This window comes from Micromonospora sp. NPDC085948 (assembly GCF_040686315.1).
Taxonomy (GTDB): Bacteria; Actinomycetota; Actinomycetes; order Mycobacteriales; family Micromonosporaceae; genus Micromonospora.
Genome location: NZ_JBFBJW010000002.1, coordinates 769,866 through 790,993, shown reverse-complemented (window position 1 = coordinate 790,993; position 21,128 = coordinate 769,866). Strand labels below are relative to the sequence as shown.

20 protein-coding genes are annotated in these 21,128 nt (G+C 72.1%); 8 read left to right on the top strand and 12 right to left on the bottom strand.

What is annotated here, in order from left to right; all coding sequences use genetic code 11:
- Window positions 1-114: 114 nt before the first annotated feature.
- The 3 genes from AB0O48_RS09570 to AB0O48_RS09560 all read right to left on the bottom strand — a co-directional run bounded on the left by AB0O48_RS09570 (window position 115) and on the right by AB0O48_RS09560 (window position 3,146).
- Window positions 115-480, bottom strand: a complete 366-nt coding sequence (locus AB0O48_RS09570) for a WhiB family transcriptional regulator (RefSeq protein ID WP_328420094.1) — start codon at window positions 478-480, stop codon at window positions 115-117.
- A gap of 130 nt (window positions 481-610) precedes the next feature.
- Window positions 611-859 carry a hypothetical protein gene (locus tag AB0O48_RS09565; RefSeq protein ID WP_357246735.1) on the bottom strand — a complete coding sequence of 83 codons (249 nt, stop codon included), beginning with the start codon at window positions 857-859 and terminating at the stop codon, window positions 611-613.
- Between the two features lie 121 nt (window positions 860-980).
- The gene (locus AB0O48_RS09560) at window positions 981-3,146 is read right to left on the bottom strand and encodes an ATP-dependent DNA helicase UvrD2 (RefSeq protein ID WP_365064321.1); all 2,166 of its coding nucleotides are present in this window, start codon (window positions 3,144-3,146) and stop codon (window positions 981-983) included.
- A 92-nt stretch (window positions 3,147-3,238) separates the two neighbouring features.
- Between AB0O48_RS09560 and AB0O48_RS09555 the strand changes: the two genes are divergently transcribed.
- On the top strand, window positions 3,239-3,481 hold the full coding sequence (locus AB0O48_RS09555) for a mycoredoxin (RefSeq protein ID WP_357066605.1): 243 nt from the start codon (window positions 3,239-3,241) through the stop codon (window positions 3,479-3,481).
- 70 nt (window positions 3,482-3,551) lie between these two features.
- Here AB0O48_RS09555 and AB0O48_RS09550 read toward each other — a convergent pair whose 3' ends face one another.
- Window positions 3,552-4,856 carry an MFS transporter gene (locus AB0O48_RS09550; RefSeq protein WP_357247172.1) on the bottom strand — a complete coding sequence of 435 codons (1,305 nt, stop codon included), beginning with the start codon at window positions 4,854-4,856 and terminating at the stop codon, window positions 3,552-3,554.
- Between the two features lie 214 nt (window positions 4,857-5,070).
- On the opposite strand from AB0O48_RS09550, the gene AB0O48_RS09545 reads away from it, so the two are divergent.
- The 3 genes from AB0O48_RS09545 (at window position 5,071) to AB0O48_RS09535 (ending at window position 6,852) form a co-directional block, all read left to right on the top strand.
- Window positions 5,071-6,051 carry a helix-turn-helix transcriptional regulator gene (locus tag AB0O48_RS09545; protein ID WP_357246741.1) on the top strand — a complete coding sequence of 327 codons (981 nt, stop codon included), beginning with the start codon at window positions 5,071-5,073 and terminating at the stop codon, window positions 6,049-6,051.
- Between the two features lie 74 nt (window positions 6,052-6,125).
- Entirely contained in the window at window positions 6,126-6,365 is a 240-nt protein-coding gene (locus AB0O48_RS09540; protein ID WP_357246744.1) for a DUF397 domain-containing protein, read from the top strand.
- 211 nt (window positions 6,366-6,576) lie between these two features.
- Window positions 6,577-6,852 carry a hypothetical protein gene (locus AB0O48_RS09535; RefSeq protein WP_357246746.1) on the top strand — a complete coding sequence of 92 codons (276 nt, stop codon included), beginning with the start codon at window positions 6,577-6,579 and terminating at the stop codon, window positions 6,850-6,852.
- A 122-nt stretch (window positions 6,853-6,974) separates the two neighbouring features.
- Here AB0O48_RS09535 and nudC read toward each other — a convergent pair whose 3' ends face one another.
- From nudC to AB0O48_RS09515, 4 genes are all read right to left on the bottom strand, one after another.
- A complete protein-coding gene (gene nudC, locus AB0O48_RS09530; RefSeq protein ID WP_357246749.1) occupies window positions 6,975-7,934 on the bottom strand; it encodes an NAD(+) diphosphatase in 960 nt (319 codons plus the stop codon).
- A 76-nt stretch (window positions 7,935-8,010) separates the two neighbouring features.
- Entirely contained in the window at window positions 8,011-9,366 is a 1,356-nt protein-coding gene (locus tag AB0O48_RS09525) for a pitrilysin family protein (RefSeq protein WP_357246752.1), read from the bottom strand.
- The gene (locus tag AB0O48_RS09520) at window positions 9,363-10,673 is read right to left on the bottom strand and encodes a pitrilysin family protein (RefSeq protein ID WP_357246754.1); all 1,311 of its coding nucleotides are present in this window, start codon (window positions 10,671-10,673) and stop codon (window positions 9,363-9,365) included. The genes AB0O48_RS09525 and AB0O48_RS09520 overlap by 4 nt, the downstream gene beginning before the upstream one ends.
- A gap of 10 nt (window positions 10,674-10,683) precedes the next feature.
- A complete protein-coding gene (locus tag AB0O48_RS09515; RefSeq protein ID WP_357571859.1) occupies window positions 10,684-11,799 on the bottom strand; it encodes an LLM class flavin-dependent oxidoreductase in 1,116 nt (371 codons plus the stop codon).
- A 171-nt stretch (window positions 11,800-11,970) separates the two neighbouring features.
- Between AB0O48_RS09515 and AB0O48_RS09510 the strand changes: the two genes are divergently transcribed.
- Genes AB0O48_RS09510 through AB0O48_RS09495 form a run of 4 tightly spaced genes read left to right on the top strand, consistent with a single transcriptional unit; the run spans window position 11,971 to window position 15,123 of the window.
- Window positions 11,971-13,038, top strand: coding sequence for an ABC transporter substrate-binding protein (locus tag AB0O48_RS09510; RefSeq protein WP_357571860.1), 1,068 nt, complete (start codon window positions 11,971-11,973; stop codon window positions 13,036-13,038).
- Entirely contained in the window at window positions 13,035-13,814 is a 780-nt protein-coding gene (locus AB0O48_RS09505; protein ID WP_357246763.1) for an ABC transporter ATP-binding protein, read from the top strand. The genes AB0O48_RS09510 and AB0O48_RS09505 overlap by 4 nt, the downstream gene beginning before the upstream one ends.
- On the top strand, window positions 13,804-14,688 hold the full coding sequence (locus AB0O48_RS09500; RefSeq protein WP_357571861.1) for an ABC transporter permease: 885 nt from the start codon (window positions 13,804-13,806) through the stop codon (window positions 14,686-14,688). The genes AB0O48_RS09505 and AB0O48_RS09500 overlap by 11 nt, the downstream gene beginning before the upstream one ends.
- Window positions 14,689-14,691: 3 nt before the next feature.
- Window positions 14,692-15,123, top strand: coding sequence for an Rrf2 family transcriptional regulator (locus AB0O48_RS09495; protein WP_357246769.1), 432 nt, complete (start codon window positions 14,692-14,694; stop codon window positions 15,121-15,123).
- A gap of 81 nt (window positions 15,124-15,204) precedes the next feature.
- On the opposite strand, the gene AB0O48_RS09490 is transcribed toward AB0O48_RS09495, so the two are convergent.
- The 4 genes from AB0O48_RS09490 to AB0O48_RS09475 form a co-directional block, all read right to left on the bottom strand.
- Window positions 15,205-15,405 carry a hypothetical protein gene (locus AB0O48_RS09490; protein WP_357246772.1) on the bottom strand — a complete coding sequence of 67 codons (201 nt, stop codon included), beginning with the start codon at window positions 15,403-15,405 and terminating at the stop codon, window positions 15,205-15,207.
- A 216-nt stretch (window positions 15,406-15,621) separates the two neighbouring features.
- Entirely contained in the window at window positions 15,622-16,935 is a 1,314-nt protein-coding gene (locus AB0O48_RS09485) for a DEAD/DEAH box helicase (RefSeq protein WP_357246775.1), read from the bottom strand.
- A gap of 221 nt (window positions 16,936-17,156) precedes the next feature.
- Complete coding sequence (locus AB0O48_RS09480; protein WP_007464836.1) at window positions 17,157-17,360, bottom strand: cold-shock protein; 204 nt, start codon at window positions 17,358-17,360, stop codon at window positions 17,157-17,159.
- A gap of 226 nt (window positions 17,361-17,586) precedes the next feature.
- Complete coding sequence (locus tag AB0O48_RS09475; RefSeq protein ID WP_365064306.1) at window positions 17,587-21,126, bottom strand: ATP-dependent DNA helicase; 3,540 nt, start codon at window positions 21,124-21,126, stop codon at window positions 17,587-17,589.
- Between the last annotated feature and the right edge of the window lie 2 nt (window positions 21,127-21,128).

The following is a 21,128-nucleotide window of genomic DNA, read 5'->3' as shown; positions in this document are numbered from 1 at the left end:
GACAACGCTTGGTGGAGTAGTTGCATCTCGAAGGCTCCGGTCGAAAGGTTGAACATCGTCATCTCGCTCACTGCCGGTGTGCCACCGGCGTAGTTGGTACGGGTCGGGAACATGTCAGGCTGCCAGCCGGACCGCGCCACGCACCTCGGACAGCCCACTGGCCGCCAGGCGCGCCTCGGCCTCGACCCGAAGCTCGGCGTCACGCGCGACGTCCTCCTTGCGCGGACGGCCACGGGGCCGCTTACGCGGAACAACCGCGCCACGCTCGAAGATCTCGCCGCCCCAGACGCCCCACGGTTCCGCACGCTCCACCGCCCCGGCCAGGCACTCGACGCGCAGCGGGCAGTCCCCGCAGAGCGACTTGGCCAGCTCGAGCTCGGCAGGCGAGTCGGAGAACCACAGGTCGGGGTCGAACTTCCGGCAGGGCAGGTTCGCCTCCATCTCGACGCTCACGTCGAGGGGGGCCAACGCCAGACTCATCTCCCGCTCACCTCTCTCTCACTTCGATCTCATGGATCGCATTCCGACGTACTGAAGACGGGCAAAAAACTGAGGCCGCGGATCCCGGTAAGCGGGTTCCGCGGCCTCGAGGTGAGCCGGTGTCTGATGGTCAGACCGGTTTACCTCGAGGCGGAACGCCGCGGACATCCGTGCGCTTCATGGCGACCTGGATGCCATTGCCAGTGGACCCACTGGTCCCCTCGACTCCGACTGGTGCGACGGTCAGGATCAGCTCGGCCTGAACCTGGTGCACCTGCGGAACCGACGGCCGTGCAGCCGCAAGGGCCACCCGGACAGCCGACAGCGGAGCGTGGACAGACGGCATCGCCGTCAGACGCTCATAGGTGAAGATCTTCACGGGTGCCACCTCCCTCACGTTCCTCGAATCGACTGAACCAACCCCGTGAGCAGCCGGAATGGCGCCGCTCGCGTGGTGTGTCCTGAGGCTATTCCTCGCGCCGGGGCGAGGGCAAACGAATTTACGACTGGATTTCGAAAGTTTTCTCCGGGCAGACGTCGTCCACCCCGGCACCGTCCACGAGGGCCAGCACCGATTCCCCATAAAGGCCCAGCTTGCGGGGGCCGATACCGGCGATGGCGATCAACTCCTCGGGCCGGCCGGGCCGCCGCTCGGCCAACGCGACAAGCGTCGCGTCGGTGAAGACCACGTACGCCGGGACCTTCTGCGCCCCGGCCACCCGCTGCCGCCACTCGCGCAGCCGCTCGTGCAGCTCCTCGTCGATGTCGGACGGGCAGGTGGGGCAGCGGCCGAGCTTGCGGTCCGGGCCGGCGAGCAGGGTTGCGCCGCAGATCCGGCAGGAGACGATCTGGGTGCGCCGCCGCTCGGGACGGCGGACCGGACCGGTGCCGGCGGTCGCCCGTTCGGTGCCGCCCGAGCGGTCCAGTTGGGGCAGGAACCGCGACGGCCGCCGGGCTCGTCCGCCCGGTGAGCGCGCGGCGGCGTACGACAGCCAGAGCCACTGCCGCGCGCGGGTGATGCCGACGTAGAGCAGCCGGCGTTCCTCCTCGACCTGCTCGACGGTCTTGGCGTACGTGGTCGGCAGCGTGCCCTCGGCGAGGCCGACCAGGAAGACCGCGTCCCACTCCAGACCCTTGGCCGAGTGCAACGAGGCGAGGGTCACCCCGTCCACCGTCGGTACGTGCTGCTGGGCGGCCCGCCGGGCCAACTCCTCGGTGAAGTCGGTGAGGGTGACGGGGCGTTCCACCGACGCGGCCTCGCCGATCGGCACCACCTCGGGGGTGGCCGCGTACTCCTCGGAGAGCTGGACCAGCGCGGACAGCGCCTCCCACCGCTCGCGGGCGGCGCCGCCGGCCGGGGGCGCGTCCGGGGCCCAGCCGACCGCGGTGAGCGCCTCGACGACGGCGGTCGGCAGCGGTGTCTCCCCGGGGATCGACCGGGTGGCCGACCGCAGCGCGACCATCGCCTGGCGCACCTCGGTCCGTTCGAAGAACCGCTCCGCGCCCTGCACGACGTACGGCACCTCGGCCTCGGTGAGCGCCTTCTCGTACGCCTCGGACTGCGCGTTGACCCGGAACAGCACGGCGATCTCCTTCGCCGGCGTACCCGAATCGATGAGGGACCGGCAGCGCGCGGCCACCGCGTTGGCCTCGGCCGGCTCGTCGGTGAAGATCCGCAGGTCCGGTTCCGGCCCGGGTGGGCGTTGCCCGCTCAACTCCAGCCGCAGCCGCGCCTCGGTGCCCCGGGCCTGGGCGATCACCGCGTTGGCCAGCCCGACCACCTGCGGGGTGGACCGGTAGTCGCGGACCAGCCGGACCACCGTGGCGCCCCGGTGCCGGCGGGGGAAGTCGACCAGGTACGCCGAGGTCGCCCCGGTGAACGAGTAGATCGTCTGGCTGGCGTCGCCGACCACGGTGAGGTCGTTGCGGCCGGCCAGCCAGGCGTCGAGCAGGCGCTGCTGGAGGGGGTTGACGTCCTGGTACTCGTCGACCACGAAGTGCCGGTACTGGGTGCGGACCTGCTCGCCGACGTCCGAGTGCTCCTCGATCCCCCACACCGCGGCCCGCAGCATGTCCTCGAAGTCGATCACCCCGTTCGACCGTTTGAGCTGCTCGTACGCGGTGAACACGTCGGCGACCTTCGCCGGTTCGTGCGGTGTGTCGCGCAGCGCCCGGGCCGCGGACACCACGTAGTCCGTCGGCTCTACCAACGACGACTTCGCCCACTCGATCTCACCGGCCAGGTCCCGCGCCGCGGCCCGGTCGGTGCGCAGGCCGACCCGGGCGGCGGCGAGGGTGACCAGCCGCACCTTGCTGTCCAGCAGCTCGGGCATGGCCCGGCCGGACAGCAGCCGGGGCGCGAAGTACCGCACCTGGCGCAGCGCGGCGGCGTGGAACGTGCGCGCCTGCACACCGCCCACCCCGAGCACGGTGAGCCGGCTCCGCATCTCGGCGGCGGCCCGGGCGGTGAAGGTGACCGCGAGCACGTGCCGGGGGGAGATCTCGCCGGAGAGCACCCGATGGGCGATCCGGGAGGTGATCGCCCGGGTCTTGCCGGTGCCGGCGCCGGCCAGGATGCAGACCGGGCCGGCGGGTGCGGTCACGGCGGAGCGTTGCTCCGGGTCCAGCCCGGCGAGCACCCGTTCCGACGCTGAGTGAACCACCACAACCAGGAATCATCTCAGCTCCTCCCAGCGTTGCAGCGAACAGCCTCGGCTTGATCCGCAAGCCGCGGCCGGAGGAGTTGGAGGATCCGAGGATGCTGACGATGTATTCCACCCCCTGGTGCGGCTACTGCCACCGCCTGAAGTCGCAGCTCGACCGGGAGGGCATCGGGTACGAGGTGGTCGACATCGAGCAGGACCCGAAGGCCGCGGAGTTCGTGATGAGCGTCAACGGCGGCAACCAGACGGTGCCGACGCTGCGCTTCGCCGACGGCAGCGCCCTGACGAACCCCTCGATCACCCAGGTCAAGCAACACCTTGAGACCCTCGACGCCTGATCGGCCGGGTCGCTTTCGGAACGAGCGGTCGCCCCAGTCGGGGCGACCGCTCGTTCGTGTCCGGTATCCGTCACCCGGGCGGTCGCCGGCGGGTGCCCGTCGACACCGGCCGCGCGGCGTCCTCGACCGGTCCCCGGGGCGCCGGGACCCTCGGGCCGGTCGGACGGGTCGGCGGCGTGGGTGGGCGGGTGCCGGGCGGGGCGCTCAGGTGCCGACCCCGCCAGAGGTAACTGCCGGCCGCCAGTGCGGCCATCCCCACCAGCACGAACAGCATCCGGTAGTCCACGAAACCGACGAGCAACGCGCCCGCCCCGATGGAGAACGCCTGCGGCCCGCTGACCACCGCCTGGGTGGCCGCGGCGACCCGACCGACAAGCGCCGGCGGGGTCCGGCGCTGGATCAGCGTGTGCAGACCCACCATCGTCAGGGGCAGGGAGACGCCGGCCAGCAGCACGGCCGCGAAGGCGAGCCGAAGATCGGGGTACGCGAGCACGAACGCGGCTGGCGAGAAGAAGGCCACCCCGGCGGCCAGGGTGCCGACCTCTCCGAACCGGCGGACCAGCGCCGGTGAGCAGAGTCCACCGAGTAGCCCGCCGACGCCCTGCACGGTGACCAGCACACCCACGAACGCGGCGTCGCGGTTGAGCCCCTGGTCGACGTACGCGAAGATGAGCGACTCGCTGAAGCCCATCACCAGTGACCCGAGCCCGTAGCCGAGCAGCGCCCGACGCAGGGCCGGCTCGCCGGCCAAATGCCGCAGGCCGGCACCCAACTCGGCCGGCCAGCGCAGTCGCGTGGGCGAGGGCGCCTGTTGCGGGGTGGGTAGCGCGGTCACCACCGCCGCCGCGGTCAGAAATCCGACCATGCCGATCCCGGCCAACGCCCACCCGCCGAGCGCCGCGTAGAGCGCCGCGCCGGCCAGCGGACCGATCAACCGCATCCCCTGCCGTACGGTCTGCAGCACGCCGTTCGCCTCCGCGAGCAACTCGACCGGCACCAACTCCCGGATGAGCCCGCTGAGCGCCGCGCCGAGGGTGATCGACGACAACCCGTACAGGGCCGCCACCAGGTAGACGACCCAGACGTCACCCGCGTCCGCGACGGTGAACAGGGGGGTGAGCACCACGGCGGTGACCACGTTGGCGGCGACGAAGAACGGCCGGCGTGGGTAGCGGTCGACGAACCAGCCGATCACCGGTGCCAGCGTCATCGGGGCGACGACGGCGAAGATGGTGCCGCCGGCGAGCCCGTTGGAGCCGGTCAGGTCCTTGACCCAGATCGCGAGCGCGAGCAGCAGGATCGACTCGGCGGTCATGCTGGCCAGCAGACCGCCGAAGAGCAGACGGAAGTCGGGGCGGCGCAGGACGGTGCGCATGGGTCCCTCCGGCGGGATGGCGTGCCCGGGTGGGCGTGGTCGACGGGGCTGCGACCGCAGGTCCGTCGTCATCCGGCATTCCTGTGGTCCATTTTTGTCAGACACGCCCCCGTCGGAACCTCCGACGCCGGTCGCGCCGTCCATACTGGCCGTGGGGGGCGAATTTCATACAGTTACCGTCGCGTCTGCGGCGGTCGACGGGAAAGAGGACACTGTGCCTCCTGCCGCACCCAGCCCGATAATGCGTCGTCGACGGTTGGGCCTGGAACTGCGCCGCCTGCGCGAGACCGCGGGGCTCACCGGCGATCAGGTCATCGAGAGGATCGGTTGGGCGTCGGCGTCCAAACTGTCCCGCCTGGAGAACGGCCGCAGCCGACCGGACCCGCAGGACGTCGGCGTACTGCTGGCCCTGTACGGGGCCGACGAGGCAACCCACGCGGAGCTGCTCGGCATCGCCGGCGAGGCCGGCGACATGCGGGGCTGGTTGAAGAACTTCCCGGTCATGACGCAGCAGCAGCGTAGCTGGGCCGAGCTGGAGGCGGGCTGCGCGGAGATCTCCGAGTACAACCCGGTGTTGGTGCCGGGCCTGTTGCAGACCCCCGGGTACGCCAAGGTGCGGCTCGTCTCGGCCCGCGAGGTGAGCGCGGGCGCCGGTGAACCGGAGCCGGGCGACGACCTCGACACCGAGGTGCAGGCGCGCATGGCCCGCCAGTCGCTGCTGACCCGGGAGCCGCACGCGCCGCGCTACACCGCGGTCCTGGAGGAGGCGGCCCTCGGTAACCGGGCCGGACCACCCGAGGTGCTGCACGAGCAACTGGTCCAGCTCTGCGAGCTGGCCCTGCTGCCCAACGTGACGCTGCACGTCCTGTTGCGGGACACCCCAGTCGGCAACTGGTACCTGCCGCCGACCGCGTTCTCCGTCTACCGGTTCGCCGATCCGCTCGATCCGGAGACATTGGCCATCGAAGGGGGGTTCACCGACGTCATGTCGACCGAGGTAATCCCACTAAATAGCTATAAAGTAGTGTTCGAGTGGCTATGCACGGCGGCACTAACCGCCTCGGAAACCCTCTCCTGGCTGATCGAGTCGACGGGACGGCTGACCGAGGCGGTGCCCCCATCCACAGTGGCGTTCGGGCCGGCAACGGCGCCGACCCAACGCCGCAGGGACTCGGGGCGGCTGACGGAACGGTGATCCACGGGGGCCCATCCGTCGGGACGTGCGACACCACTCGTCCCATCGGATCGGTTCACACCAGGAGCAGAACCATGAACGACATCCGCAACACGCCGTCCGTCTCCGCCCGCTCGTTGGCGGACGCCCCGTGGCGTACCAGCACACGAAGCCAGACCTCCAACTGCGTCGAGGTCGCCCCCCTGGGCACCGGCCGGCCCGCTGTCGCGCTGCGCGACAGCAAGGACCGAGGCGGCCCGGTGCTGCTGTTCAATCGGGCCGGATGGCTCGGCTTCATCGCCGGAGCGAAGGGCGGCCAGTTCGATCTGAACTGACCCGGTGACCGGGGCGGGGCCGTCGGCACACTGCCGGCGGCCCCGTCGCGTTCCGGGCGCAAGCCCGCTGAGCAGGCATCGGATGATCGGACGAGGCTCAGAATCAATAGGCGAGTTTGCGTTGCCGGGATGTTCACGCGGCGTAACATGGCCATCGAGTTCGTGGAACTTCCACACTGGCTCTTCCGTCGCGGTTCATCCGGAGACCCTCATGCGGTTCCTGATCGTTCGCACCGACATCCGCGCCGTCGCCGACGGGGACATCGCCGCCGCCTGGGCGGACGGCCACCGACTTCGCGACGAGACGACCGCGCCCGAGCCGCGACGGCAGATCGTGCACGCCGAGGACCGGGACGCCGCACTGCTGCTGGCTCGCGCCCTGGCCGCGGTCGGCGCGGTCCGCGCCGGCCGGCAACGGGTCAAGGTCCTGCCGCTGAGCGAGCCCCGCCCCGCCTTCCGCAACAGATCCAACCGCACCAGCACCTGACTCAGACGTCCGTCGTGGTCGGACCGGCTCCCCCGCCGCGTTCTACGCACCGCCGACCACGACGGCCCGTGTTCCCGGCCTGTGACCGCCGCGGCAACGGCGGCCACAGGCCGGGACCGTGCTCACCGGTCGGCGTCCACCCAACCGTCCAGCCAACGGTGGATGAGGAACAGCGCAATCGACGACGGTGGGGGCAGGATCAGCCGTGCCCCGTCACCCACGTCGACGGTCTGCCCGGCCAGCGCCGCCCCGATCTCCCGGCGCGTGAACCACCTCGCATACGCGATCTCGGACGGATCGACCCGCACCGGATCGGTCGGGTCGGCCGTGGCCAGGAAGCCCAACATCAGCGAGCCGGGGAACGGCCAGGCCTGACTGCCCACGTACCCGATGCGCTCGATCCCGATGCCCACCTCCTCGCGGACCTCGCGCAGCACGGCGGCCTCCGCCGACTCGCCCGGCTCGACGTAGCCGGCCAGACACGAGTAGCGCCGCCCGTCCGGGGTGCCCGCCCAGCCGGCGTTGTTGCCGAGCAGGCAGCGCCCGTCCGGGCCGTCCACGCCGTCGTGCACCAGCACGATCATCGCCGGGTCGGTGCGCGGCCAGATCCGCCCACCGTTGCGGTCCACCCGGGACCAGCCCGCCTCGTCCATGGCGGTCGGTGCCCCGGTGCTCGACGAGTAGCCGTGCCGGCTGTGCCAGTTGGTCAGGGCCAGCGCGGTCGTGAAGATACCGGCCTCCCGGTCGGCGAGCAGGTGACCCACCTCGCGCAGGTTGACCGCCCGGGTCCCCGGCAGCTCCGGCAACGGTGCGTCGACCGCGAAGACCGGCACCCCGTCCGGCTCGACACCGAGGAACATCGCCGTCGACTCCGACCCGGCCGGTACGTCGGCCGCGGCGAGCAGCACGAGCGCCGGCGGGGACGTGTCGGCGCGGGCCAGCGTGCGGCCCTCGGCGGACGAGTCGAGCACCAACACCCGGGCGCGTAGCCACGCCTCGGTCAACCACTGCGAGTCGCCCCGCCGGTGTGCCGCCCGATCCAGGGTGGACCGGGCCAACGGCGGCGCGGCCTCCCCGCTCACGCCCGCGCTCCGCTACGCTCCGCGCCGGCGCGAGACGGCCCGCTGCTGAGCCTCAGGGTTCGCTCACCACGCTCGCTCACGACACCGACTCGGTACGGATCGTGGTGAGCGCGGCCAGCCCCGGCGTGACCCGCTCGGCGTCGCCGAGCACCACGACCGCCGCCCGGGCCGGTGCCAGGTACCGGGCCGCCGCCCGCGCGACATCGTCGATGCTCGCCTTCGCCAACCTGGCCGAGTACTCGGCGAGGAAGTCCAGGCGCAGGCCGTTGCCGGCGTACGCGCTCGTCAACGCGGCCAGTCCCGCCTGGGTGGACATGCCGAGCTGAAGGGTGCCCAGGGCGTACTGACGGGCCTGCTCCAACTCATCGGGCTTCGGCGGCAGCGACGCCAGCCGACCCAGCTCGTACGTCGTCTCCAGCAACGCCGGCCCGGTGACCTCGGTGGCCACCTCGGCGGAGGCGACAAGCACCGACCCGGCCACGGAGTGCTCGATCCCCGAGTGCGGGCCGTACGTGTAGCCCTTGTCCTCGCGGATGTTCTCCACCCAACGGGAGGAGAAGTAGCCGCCGAAGATCAGGTTGGCCAGTTGCAGCGGAGCGTGGTCCGGATCGGTGCGGGACACCGCCGGAAGCGCGATCCGCAACGAGGACTGCACCGATCCGGGTCGGTCGACGAGCAACAGCGGCCCCGGCTCCAGCGGCGGCGTCGCCGGCAACTCCGCGACCCGCCCGGCGCCGGCCCAGTCGCCGAGCGCCCGCTCGGCCGCGTCCAGGGCCTTCTCCGGCTGCACGTCGCCGACCAGCACCAACTGCGCGCCGGCCGGGTGGACCCGCTCGCCGTGCAGGGTGCGCAGCGCCGCCGGCCGAACGGCGCGGATCTGGCCGGGCTCCGGGGTCTGCGTCGCGTACGGGTGCCGGCCGTAGATCCGCTTCAGCAGCGCCTCCCGGGCCAGGTGCGACGGTTGGCTCTGCGCCACCTGGATCCGGTCGACGAGCCGGTCCCGTTCGGTGGCCACCTCGTCGCCCGGGTAGCTGGCGCCGGTCAGCACCTCGGCCAGCAGTTCCAGCATCCGGTCCAGGCCGGTGACCAGGCCCGCGCCGGAGAGCATCAGCCGGTCCGGGTCGACGCCCGCGGAGAGCCCGCCGCCCACCTTCTGCAACTCCGCGGCGATCTGCACACTCGTCATCGACTCGGTGCCGGACAGCATGGTCTGCGAGAGCATCGCGCCGCGGGCCAGGTGGACCCGGCCGAACGGCACCCAGAGCCGCAACTCGACGAGCGGCACGGCGGGCCGGCGTACGGCGATCACCGTGAGGCCGTTGCGCAGCGTGCGCTCGGCCTGCTTGGGCACCTTGAGCTTGCGGGTCGGGCCGAGCGGAGGCAGCGTACGCGGCCCGGCGGGAGCGGTGGTGGTAGCAGTAGCAGCCGTCATCGGGCACCTCCGGCAATGACCTCGATCGCGGCGCGGCGTTCCGGGCGCACGGTGGCCGCGGCGGCCCGGACCTGCTCCTCGGTGACCTCGCCGACCAGCCGGGGCAGCTCGTTGAGCAGGCCCGGTTCGCCGCGTTGCTGCTCCAGCACGGCCATCCGCAGCGCCCGGCCGAGCACCGCGTCGGTGTCGCGCAGCAGGTGCGTCGCCATCCGGGCCTGGGTGCGGTCCAGCTCACCGTCGGTCAGCCCGTCGGTGGCCAGCCGGTCCAACTCCTCGTCGATGGTGCGCAGCACCTTGTCCACGTCGCCCCCGGGCGGCAGGTGCGCCTGCAACAGCAACGCCGTGGGATCGCGGACATCGAAGGGATCGCCCATGAAGCCGAGGTATCCGCCGAGGCTGGTCACCGTGCGGTCCCGCTGCACCAGGCGCTCGACGAGCCGCGACGCGTCACCGTCGGTGAGCACCTCGGCCAACACCACGTAGGGCAGGTAGCCGGCGAAATCGGTGATCGGGTCGGGCACCCGCCAGGCCCCGGCGACCGCCGGAAGCGGCGCCAGGGCATCGGTGTACGAGGTGCGCCGCTCGGCGGTCAGGTCGGGCTCGGTGAAGTCGGGCCGAACCGGTGCCGGGCGGGCCGGCACGTCACCGAAGTGCCTGTTGACCAGCTCGGTCGCCTCGGCCACGTCGATGTCCCCGCTGACCGCGAGGACCGCGTTGCCGCTGGCGTAGTAGCGGCGGAAGAAGTCCGCGGCGTCGGCGACGGTCGCCGACTCCAGGTCGTCGAAGGAGCCGTAGCCGTCGTGCGCGTTCGGGAAGGTGTCGAACATGACCGGCGGCAGGGTCAACCAGGGGAAACCGCCGTACGGTCGGTTGAGGACGTTGACCCGGATCTCCTCCTTGACCACGTCGACCTGGTTGCGCAGGTTCTCCTCGGTCAGCCGGGGGCCGCGCATCCGGTCCGCCTCCAGGAACAGCGCGCGTTCCAGCGCGTTGCTCGGCAGCGTCTCGAAGTAGTCGGTGTAGTCCAGGTGGGTGGAGCCGTTGAACGTCCCACCCGCCCCCTGCACGTGCCGGAAGTGGGCCAGCTTCTCCAGATTTTCCGAGCCCTGGAACATCAGGTGCTCGAAGAGGTGGGCGAAGCCGGTACGTCCCTCCGGTTCCGAACGGATGCCGACGTCGTAGACCACCGCCACCCCGATCACCGGGGCGCTGCGATCAGGGGTGAGCACCACCCGCAGGCCGTTGTCGAGGGTGAACCGCTCGACCGGATACTTCGTCGCTGGAATTCTGGATCTCCGCGCAGGCACGGAGTCGACCCTAGCGCGTCGACACCCCCACCACCCGCGACCTCAGCGGAGCCGCCGAAACCGGGGCGGTGACGAGGGGCAGCACCTCGGCGCCGACCCGCTCGGCCTCCTCCCGGTGGGGCCAGCCGGAGAGGATGAACTCGTCGACGCCGAGCGCGGCGTACTCGTCGATCCGGGCGGCGACCTCGGCGTAGCTGCCCACCAGCGCGGTGCCGGCACCCTCGCGGACGAGGCCGACACCTGCCCACAGGTTCGGTGCGACGGTGAGCCCGTCGGTGCGGCCGGCGTTGAGCGCGGCCATCCGGGCCTGTCCGACGGAGTCCATCCGGCGGAATCTGGCCTGGGCGGCGACGATCCGCTCCGGGCTCATCCCGGCCAGCAGCCGGTCGGCCTCCGCCCAGGCCTCGGCGCTTGTGGGCCGGGCGATGACGTGCAGTCGCAGTCCCGTGCGCAGGCTACGACCGTGTTCGGCGGCGAGCGCCCGGACGCGGGTGACCCGGGCCGCGATCGACGCCTGCGGCTCACCCCACATCAGGTAGACGTCGGCCTGTCGGGCGGCCACCGTCTCGGCGGCCGGGGACGCGCCGCCGAAGTAGACCGGCGGCGGCTCGGCCAGTGGGGTGGCCAGGCCGCCGCCCTCGACTCGATAGTGCGTGCCGGTGTAGTCGAAGGGCCGTCCGGCCCAGGCGCGGCGGAGCACCTCGATGAACTCACCGGTGCGCGCGTAGCGGTCGTCGTGCCCGAGGAAGTCGCCGTACGCCCGCTGCTCGGCCGGGTCGCCGCCGGTCACGATGTTGAGCGACAGCCGACCACCGGAGACGGCCTGGAACGCCTCGGCCTGCTGGGCGATCAGGGTGGGCAGCGCGAAGCCGGCCCGGACCGCGACCAGCATGCCGAGCCGCTCGGTGTGCTGGGCGATCGCCGCGCAGACGATCCACGGGTCGGGGCAGCCGGCGCCCACGGGCGTGAGGACGGCGGTGAAGCCGTGCGTCTCGGCGGCCCGGCCGACCTCGGCCAGGTACGCCACCGTGGCGGCGCGGTCGTGCCGGGCGGCACCCGCCGTGACGGTGGCGGCACCGACCTGGTCGCCGTCGCCGGAGGTGGGCAGGAACCAGTGGAAGGTCATCGCACAGTCGCCTCTCTGACAGTTGCCGGGCGCCGTACCCTAGCAAGCTGGTAGGAAATACCGACATAGGCGAGACGCACCTTCTCGGCATGTGGATGGGCCTTGACGCTGACCACGGGCTGGCCCACTCTTCCTACCAACTAAGTAGGAATACTGCGGATTGGATAGACGATGAGACGGCACCCCTTGCGCCGGTTGGTCACCCTGGCCACCCTTGCCGCCCTCGGGGCGGCGACTGTGGGCAGCGCCGCCGCGTGCGGCAACGACAGCGACGGCTCCGGCGGCGCCTCCGGCGGCCCGGTGACCCTACGTCTCGGCTACTTCCCCAACATCACCCACGCACCGGCGGTCGTCGGCGTGGAGAAGGGCATCTTCGCGGAGAAGCTCGGCGCCGACGTCAAGTTGGACCCGAAGACCTTCAACGCCGGCCCGGCCGCCATCGAGGCCATCTTCTCCGGCGCACTGGACGCCACCTACATCGGTCCGAACCCGACCGTGAACGCCTTCTCCAAGTCCAAGGGTGAGGCCGTCCGGGTCATCTCCGGCGCGGCCTCCGGCGGCGTGGCGCTCGTGGTCAAGCCCGGCATCACGGGCGTGCAGGACCTGAAGGGCAAGAAGATCTCCACCCCGCAGCTGGGCAACACCCAGGACGTGGCGGTCCGATACTGGCTCAAGCAGCAGGGTCTCACCACCACCAAGGAGGGTGGCGGCGACGTGAAGATCGTGCCGCAGGAGAACGCCCAGACGGTCGAGACGTTCAACAGTGGCGCGATCGACGGTGCCTGGGTGCCCGAGCCGTTCGTCTCCCGACTGGTCAACGCCGGCGGCAAGGTGCTCGTCGACGAGCGCGACCTGTGGCCGGACAAAAAGTTCGTCATCACCAACCTGCTGGTCAGCACGAAGTTCCTGAAGGCGCATCCGGACGTGGTGCAGAAGCTGGTCGACGGCCAGGTGGCCGCGAACGAGTTCGTCAACAGCAAGCCCGAGGAGGCCCAGCAGGCCATCTCCGACGCGATCGGCAAGATCACCGGCAAGCCGCTGGACCTGAAGCTGATCAAGCAGGCGTGGCCGACGTTGGAGTTCACCAACGACCCGATCCCCACGTCTTTGAAGGCGGGCCTCGACCACGCCGTCGAGGTCAAGCTGACCGAACCGGTCGACCTCAAGGGCCTGTACGACCTCAAGTACCTCAACAACGCCCTCAAGGCGGCCGGCAAGCCCGAGGTCACCCAGCCATGACGTCGACCACGACGACGCCGCAGAGCGCGACCACCGCGGTCGCGCTCTCCGGGGTGACCAAGGTGTACGGACGCGGGCCGAACGCCGTCCTGGCCCTCGACGGGGTGTCGTTGGACGTCGCGCCCGGCGAGTTCGTCTGTCTGGTCGGCGCGTCCGGCTGCGGCAAGAGCACCCTGCTCAACCTGGTGGCCGGGCTGGACCGGGTCAGCGGTGGGCAGATCACTCTGGCCGGTGGGGTCAACCCGGGCCTGATGTTCCAGGAGCCGGCGCTCTTTCCGTGGCTGACCGTCGACGCCAACGTGGAGGTGCCGCTGAAGCTGCGCCGGCTCCCCCGGGCCCAACGCCGCGAGCGGGTGGCCGAGCTGCTGCGTACGGTGCACCTGGCCGACTTCGGCCGCAAGCGCCCCCACGAACTCTCCGGAGGCATGCGGCAACGAGTCGCGCTGGCCCGTACGCTGGCCCTGGACACCCCGGTGCTGCTGATGGACGAGCCGTTCGGCGCGCTGGACGCGATGACCCGGGACATCCTGCACGACGAGCTGGAACGGATCTGGTCCGAGCGCAAGCTGTCAGTGCTCTTCGTGACGCACAACGTCCGCGAGGCCGCCCGACTGGCCGACCGGATCATCCTGCTCTCCAGCCGTCCCGGTCGGATCATCTACTCCACCGAGGTGAACATCCCGCGCCCTCGTCGGATCGACTCCCCCGAGGTCGCCGCCATCGCCGCCGAGGTCACCGAGCGGCTCCGTACGGAGGTGGGCCGCCATGGCCAATGACACCCTCACCAGCTCGGCGCGTACCGACGCGGAGATCTCCGGTCTGGACGCGCTGGAGATCGCCGGCCGGGACAAGGAGGTCTCCCGGGGCGCGCGCTTCTGGGCGGCCACCTGGCCCAAGTTGGCGGCGCTGGCCATCGCCATCGCCGCCTGGCAGCTCGTGGTCTGGTCGGGCTGGAAGCCGCCGTACTCGCTGCCCGGTCCGCTGGAGGTGGGCCGCGAGCTGGTGGAGCAGGCCCAGGGTCCCCAGCTCTGGGAGGGCCTGGTCACCACGCTCCGCCGGGCCGCCCTCGGATACGTCTTCTCGGTCGCCGTCGGCCTGCTGCTGGGCCTGGCGGTGGCCCAGTCCAAGGTGCTCCGGGCCGCCATCGGCTCGATGATCACCGCGTTGCAGACCATGCCGTCGATCGCCTGGTTCCCGCTGGCCATCCTGCTGTTCGAGCTGAGCGAGAAGGCGATCTTCTTCGTGGTGGTGCTCGGTGCCGCGCCGTCCATCGCCAACGGGGTGATCTCCGGCGTGGACTACGTACCGCCACTGCTCAAGCGCGCCGGCCGCAACCTGGGCGCCCGAGGGCTCAACCTCTACCGGTACGTCATCGCGCCGGCCGCCCTGCCGGCGATCGTCGCCGGTCTGAAGCAGGGGTGGGCCTTCTCCTGGCGCAGCCTGATGGCCGGTGAACTGCTCGTGGTCGGCATCTCACAGACGTCGCTCGGCGCCCAGCTCACCTACTCCCGCGAGTTGTCCGACGCGCCCTGGCTGCTCTCCACGATGATCGTGATTCTGGTCGTCGGCCTGGTCGTGGATGCCGCGTTCGGCGCGGCGGACAAGGCGATCCGGCGGCGCTGGGGCGTGCTCGACCAGGCGGGCAACTGAGCGGTGTACGTCTCCGCGCGCAGCGACTACGCGCTCCGGGCGATGCTCGCCGTCGCCGCCGGTGGCGGCGGCGGCGAGTTGGTCAAGGCGGCCAGCCTGGCCGAGGTGCAGGACATCCCGCTCAGCTTTCTCCAGGGCATCCTGCTCGACCTGCGCCGAGCGGGTCTGCTGCACAGTCACCGCGGCGCCGACGGCGGGTACGCCCTCACCCGCCCAGCCGACGAGATCACCGTGGGCGACGTGTTGCGGGCGGTCGGCGGTTCGCTCACCACGGTGCGCGGACTGCCGGCCGAGCGCGCCGGCTACCACGGAGTGGCCGCCGGGCTGACCGACGTCTGGCTGGCGGTGCACGGGGCGATCGCCACGGTGGTCGACAGCACCACCCTGGCCAATCTGCTCACCCACAACTCGACCGACCGCGCCCCCACCACCTGAAGCGGCGGAGGCGGTGTGGTCGGGTCGGCGCCCCGCCGACCCGACCACACCGCTGGCCCGCGCCGGCCCACCGGCCACCGCTCAGCCCACGTGTGCGACCACCGGGCCGAGGCCCGGGTCGTCGGGGCTGCGCAGCTCCACCAGGCTGCCGGGAGCGTTACCCGCCGAGGTGGCGTGCCAGGGCGCGAAGGCCGCAACCATGGCGAGCAACAGACCGGCGAGCGCGAGCGCGACCACCAGGATCAATTCGCGCACCGCACCCGAGCCGACCTCGCCCGCCATGGTCACCCCTCCCGCGCCGGGCCCCCCGCCCGACTTCCCCCGCTGGCCAGCTTCGACCACGGACAGCCAGGGCACAATCGGCCAGCCGACCCAGCCGAGGCTGATAACCGACTGAGCCGTGTGGTCGGCCGGCCGACCGGGCGGCGCGTCGCTCGCCGCAGACAGACCGACCCGCCTCGCCGAAGCGGGGCGGGTCGGTCGAAGCGCGAAAAGAGATCAGACGGTACGCGGGCGGCGCGGGCGGCGCGACCGACCCGACGCGCGGTGCGCCGGACGGGCGGTGCCGTCGGCGACCGCTCCGCCGCCGGTGCGGACCCGAGCGGCGGGCGCCGGCGGGGCGACGATGGTCACCGGCACGCCGGACGGCTCGCGGGCACCGGTCACCCGGGCCAGCGACCCGTCACCCGGACGCACCTGAACCGACTCGGGTCGGATGCCGGCAACTGCCATCAGTCGCGACACGTCCCGGCGCTGCTCGGGCAGGACCAGGGTGACCACGGAACCGGACTCGCCGGCCCGCGCGGTCCGGCCGCCCCGGTGCAGGTAGTCCTTCGCCTCGGTCGGCGGGTCCACGTTGACCACCATGTCCAGGCCGTCGACGTGGATACCCCGGGCCGCCACGTCGGTGGCCACCAGGGCGGTCACCTGACCGTTGCGGAACTGCTCCAGGATGCGGGTGCGCTGCGGCTGGGACTTGCCACCGTGCAGCGCGGCCGCGCGTACCCCCTTGGAGAGCAACTGGCGGGCGAGCCGGTCGGCGCGGTGCTTGGTGCCCATGAACAGGATGGTGCGGCCCTCACGGGCGGCGATCCGGGTCAGCGCGTCGGGCTTGTCCACGGCGTCGACGTGCAGCACGTGGTGGGTCATCGCGGTGACCGTGGCGGTGCCCGGGTCGACCGAGTGGGTGACCGGGTGGCTCAGGAAGCGGCGGACCAGCCGGTCCACGCCGCCGTCCAGGGTGGCGGAGAAGAGCATCCGCTGCCCCTGCGGCGCGACCTGCTCCAGCAGTTTGGTGACCTGCGGCAGGAAGCCCATGTCGGCCATCTGGTCGGCCTCGTCCAGCACGGTGATCTCGACCTGGTCGAGGCGGGCGTCGCCCCGGTTGATCAGATCGTGCAGCCGGCCGGGGGTGGCGACAACCACCTCGGCGCCGGCCCGCAGCGCGTCCGCCTGCCGCTGCAACGACAGCCCGCCGACGACCGTGGCGCAGCGCAGCCCGACGGCGCGGGCGTACGGGGCCAACGCGGTGGTGACCTGCTGGGCCAGCTCACGGGTCGGCACCAGCACCAGGGCCAGCGGACGACCCGGCCGGGCCTTACGGCCGGCGGTGCGGGACAGCAGCGGAAGCCCGAAGGCGAGCGTCTTGCCGGAGCCGGTACGACCGCGGCCCAGGACGTCCCGCCCGGCGAGCGAGTCGGGCAGCGTCGCCGTCTGGATCGGGAACGGCTCGGTGATGCCCTGCGCGGTCAGCGCGGTGAGCAGCGCCGGCGCCAGACCGGTATGAGCGAAAGAAGGAATAACTGTGGTCATGCGGAAGCCTTCCTCGACGCGGCACGTGTCGAGGGAGGGCGCCGAAGGTGGCGCTGTCACCGGCGGCCAGGGCAGCCAGGACTCACAAGCACGAACCGATTGGAGTACGGGCCGGCCCGCCGCCGGGCCGCCGCCTGCGTGTGCAGGCGGCGGCGAGGCGGGCCGGTCCCGTCACCGTCACACCCGGAGGGCGCGACAGGTAATGCTGACCGATCCGAAGATCAGAGCGGGCGGATGTTCTCCGCCTGCGGGCCCTTCTGGCCCTGGGTCACCTCGAACTCGACCCGCTGGTTCTCGTCCAGGCTCCGGTAGCCGGAGGACTGGATCGCCGAGAAGTGTGCGAAGACGTCAGCGCCGCCGCCGTCCGGGGTGATGAAGCCGAAGCCCTTGTCAGCGTTGAACCACTTCACGGTGCCAATAGCCATGTGTTTCGTCTCCTTGACGGAACGTCGGACACGCACGTGTTGCGTGCCCGAAGAGGAGCGCTCCGCGCGGGGATGCGCGAATCGCCTGTCGCTTCTGGTCGCCCCGCCCGGAGAACTCCGGACACAACAAAGAGCGCCTGGGGCCACAATCCCGCCAGGCGCACACAGAGTCTCTGGTAACCAAAACTGCAACCCGGTCAACGTATCATGGTTTTCCCGCGAGCGGTCAAGCTTGGGCAGAATCTTCGGGCAACTGGGCGATCATGGCCGTGAGCCCCGTCACATCCAACAGATCGGCGGGCCGAACCGTCACCCCGTGCCGGACGTAGTGGAACGCCGCGCCCACCCGGTCCACCGGCACACCAGCCAGGTCCGCCCAGGCCAACCGGTACACGGCCAACTGCACCGCGGCCACCTCCGCCGCCGGCCCCGAGGGCTGCGCGCCGGTCTTCCAGTCGACCACGTCGAACCGCCCGCCGGGCCGGGCGAAGACCGCGTCCATCCGCCCCCGCACCACGACCCCGCCGATCACCGTCGCGAAGGGGACCTCCACCTCCACCGGTGACCGGTCGGCCCACTCGCTGGCCAGGAACCGCTCCTGAAGCTCCACCAGCGCCTCGTCGGGCGCGGCATCCGCGTCGGCCGCACCGGGCAGCTCGTCCAGGTCCAGCAGGCGGTCAGCACCGAAGCGCTGCTCCAACCAGGCGTGGAAGGCGGTGCCTCGGCGGGCGTACGGGTTGGGCTCGGCCGGCACCGGGCGGCGCAGCGTACGGGCCAGGGCCGCCGGGTCGCGCCGCAACGCCACCAGCTGGGTGACGCTCAACTGCCCGGGCAGGACCACCTCGACCGCACCGGAGAGCCGGGTCAGCTCGGCCCGCTCGGCCAGCAGCAGATCCGCCTCGCGCTGCCAGCGCGCCACCTCCGGGTCGACCTCCGGCTCGACCGGCCCGACCGCCTCGGTCTCCGACCCGATCGGCGTCACCGGCCCGACCGCCTCGGTCTCCGACCCGATCGGCGTCACCGGCCCGACCGCCTCGGTCTCCGACCCGATCGGCGTCACCGGCCCGACCACACGCGCCGGCCCGACCGGCCCGGGGAGCACCGGCCCGACCGGCCCGGGGAGCACCGCGGCCGGCCCGTCGGCCATCAGGCGGCGTACCAGCCCGGCCGCCTCGGCCAACTCCGGTCGGCGGCCACCCAGCGGGTCGGCCGGCCACTCCGCGCGGACCACCACCTCGGCGGTGGGGTTCGTGGCATCCGGGGTCGGCTCCGGTGCCCAGGCGTCGATCAGGTGCCCCGGCCCACCGTCGAGGCAGGCGTCGTACATCTCACGCAGGAAGACCGACGGACCGCGCGGTCGCTTCGTCCCCTCCCCCCACCAGTAACCGGAGCACAGCAGCAGCCGGCGCGGCCGGGTGACCGCCACGTACGTCAGGCGGCGTTCCTCCCGCTCGTCGTGTGCCCGCCAGGCGTCGGTGAAGTCGTTCACCGCCCGTGCCACGGCCCGCTGGTCGGCGGCCTCGTCGAGCGCCAGCTCGGGCAACCCGTCGGCGTCGCCGCGCAGGGGGAACGGCAGCACCCCCAGTCCGCCCAGCCAGTGATCGGAGTTGCGCACCGGCCCCGGCCACGACCCACGACACAGGCCGGCCACCGCCACCACGTCCCACTCCAGGCCCTTGGCGGCGTGCGCGGTGACCACCTGCACCGCGCCCTCCACGACCTCCACCTCACCCGGCGCCAGTCCGCGCTCCTCGTCCTCGGCGGCGGCCAGGTAGGACAGGAACCCGGACAGTGTCGCGCCGGGCGTCTCCCCGCTGAAGCGGGCCGCCACGTCACCCAGCGCGTCCAGGTGACCCCGGGCCAGACCGGCGTCGCCGGCACCGTCCCGGCCGGCCCGCACCGCGACCTCCACGTCCAGGCCGATGGTCCGCTCGATGTCCGCGATCAGATCCGGCAGCGCCTGGTCCAGCCGGTACCGCAACAGCGCCAGCTCCATGCCGTACGCGCGCAGCCGCGCGAAGCCCTCCGCCGAGTACGCCTGCGCCGGGCCGAGATCGGCCAGCGCCTCCACCAGGGTCGCCTCGTCCAGCAGATCGGGGCTGATGTCCGCGTCGTCGTCGGCGGCCAACTGACGGCGGGCGTTGGCGATGGCGCGGGCCCGCCGGTGCAACGCCACCAGGTCACGCGGCCCGATCCGCCAGCGGGCGCCGGTGAGCAACCGCAGCAGAGCGGCCCCGTCGGTCGGGTCGGCCAGCACCCGCAGCGTGCAGACCACGTCTCGTACCTCGGGGGTGTCCAGCAGGCCGCCGAGCCCCACCACCTCGACCGGGAGGCCACGCTCACGCAGCGCCGACTCGATCGCCGGAATCTGACTGCGGACCCGGACCAGCACGGCGGTGGTCGGGCGCTGCGCCACCGGGATGTGTTCGGGGGCCGCGCCCGGCATCCGGGCCGCCCCCCGCCACGCGGCCAGCACGCTGTCGGCGATCCAGTCCGCCTCGTCGGCGTACGTGGGCAGCAACGCGCAGTGCACCGTGCCGCCGGCCGAACCGCCGGGGCTGCGGTGCGGGATCGGCTCCCGGACGGTCAGCGCCGAGCGCAGCTCCGGCACCCGGGCACCCGCCGCCCGCAGCGGAGCCGACAACGCGTTCGCCACCCGGAGGATCTCCGGACGGTTACGCCAGCTCGTGGTGAGCCCGAGCGCCGGGGCCGGCTCACCGTCGGCGCGGGCGAACTCGGTGGGGAACCGGTCGAGGGTGCCGGCGCTGGCCCCCCGCCAGCCGTAGATGGACTGGCACGGGTCGCCCACCGCGGTCACCGGATGCCCACCGCCGAACAGGGCGTTGAGCAGCACCACCTGGGCGTGGCTGGTGTCCTGGTACTCGTCGAGCAGCACCGCCCGGAAGCGGTCCCGCTCGATCTCGCCGACCCCCGGGTGATCGCGGGCCACCCGGGCCGCCCGGGCGAGCTGGTCGGCGAAGTCCATCGCCTCGAAGTCCTCCTTGCGCCGGGCGTACGCCCGCACCAGCGGCAGCAGGCGCAGCCGGGTCTGTTGCAGGGTGAGCGCCTTGCGTACGTCGGCGTACACCCGGCCCGGCCGGGACTGCACCTCGGCGAAGAACCGACCGGTCCAGGCCGCCAGCTGGTCCGGGGCGACCAGGTGCTCGTCCAACTCCCCGGCGAGCGCCAGCACCGCGTCGGTGATGGTGCTCGGCATCCGGTCCACCTCGGACATGTCGCCGTCGTAGTTGCGCACGAGCAGGTCGACCAACTGCCAGCGGGACGCCTCGGTGAGCAGCCGGGTCGACGGCTCGTAACCGGACCGCAGCCCGTGCTCGGTGACGATCCGCCCCGCGTAGGAGTGGTACGTGGAGACGGTGGGTTCACCGGCGAGCGGGTCGTCCAGCGGGTCGCGGCCCTGCCGGCCGAGTCGGCGGATCAGTTGGTCCAGCCGGGTGCGGACCCGGTGGGCAAGCTCACCGGCCGCCTTACGGGTGAAGGTCAGCCCGAGGATCTGCTCCGGGCGCACGTACGCGTTGGCCACCAGCCAGACCACCCGCGCGGCCATCGTCTCGGTCTTGCCCGACCCGGCTCCCGCGACCACCAGCAGCGGCTCCACCGGGGCGGCGATGATCGCGGCCTGCTCCCGGGTGGGCGCCGGCAACCGCAGCAGCTTGGCCAGCTCCACGGGCGTGTACCGGGGGCCGGAGTCCGCCAGTCGGGGCGCCGGTGTGGGACCCGCGCCGAACAGGGTGGGTTGGCTCACGG

Bases quoted from the DNA above. Each gene is read 5' to 3' on its own strand.
- AB0O48_RS09490 (WP_357246772.1), bottom strand. From the start codon at position 15,405: ATGGCGGGCGAGGTCGGCTCGGGTGCGGTGCGCGAATTGATCCTGGTG.
- AB0O48_RS09525 (WP_357246752.1), bottom strand. From the start codon at position 9,366: ATGACGGCTGCTACTGCTACCACCACCGCTCCCGCCGGGCCGCGTACG.
- AB0O48_RS09550 (WP_357247172.1), bottom strand. From the start codon at position 4,856: ATGCGCACCGTCCTGCGCCGCCCCGACTTCCGTCTGCTCTTCGGCGGT.
- AB0O48_RS09485 (WP_357246775.1), bottom strand. From the start codon at position 16,935: ATGACCACAGTTATTCCTTCTTTCGCTCATACCGGTCTGGCGCCGGCG.
- AB0O48_RS09510 (WP_357571860.1), top strand. From the start codon at position 11,971: ATGAGACGGCACCCCTTGCGCCGGTTGGTCACCCTGGCCACCCTTGCC.
- AB0O48_RS09500 (WP_357571861.1), top strand. From the start codon at position 13,804: ATGGCCAATGACACCCTCACCAGCTCGGCGCGTACCGACGCGGAGATC.
- AB0O48_RS09555 (WP_357066605.1), top strand. From the start codon at position 3,239: ATGCTGACGATGTATTCCACCCCCTGGTGCGGCTACTGCCACCGCCTG.
- AB0O48_RS09570 (WP_328420094.1), bottom strand. From the start codon at position 480: ATGAGTCTGGCGTTGGCCCCCCTCGACGTGAGCGTCGAGATGGAGGCG.
- AB0O48_RS09515 (WP_357571859.1), bottom strand. From the start codon at position 11,799: ATGACCTTCCACTGGTTCCTGCCCACCTCCGGCGACGGCGACCAGGTC.
- AB0O48_RS09540 (WP_357246744.1), top strand. From the start codon at position 6,126: ATGAACGACATCCGCAACACGCCGTCCGTCTCCGCCCGCTCGTTGGCG.
- AB0O48_RS09505 (WP_357246763.1), top strand. From the start codon at position 13,035: ATGACGTCGACCACGACGACGCCGCAGAGCGCGACCACCGCGGTCGCG.
- AB0O48_RS09535 (WP_357246746.1), top strand. From the start codon at position 6,577: ATGCGGTTCCTGATCGTTCGCACCGACATCCGCGCCGTCGCCGACGGG.
- AB0O48_RS09480 (WP_007464836.1), bottom strand. From the start codon at position 17,360: ATGGCTATTGGCACCGTGAAGTGGTTCAACGCTGACAAGGGCTTCGGC.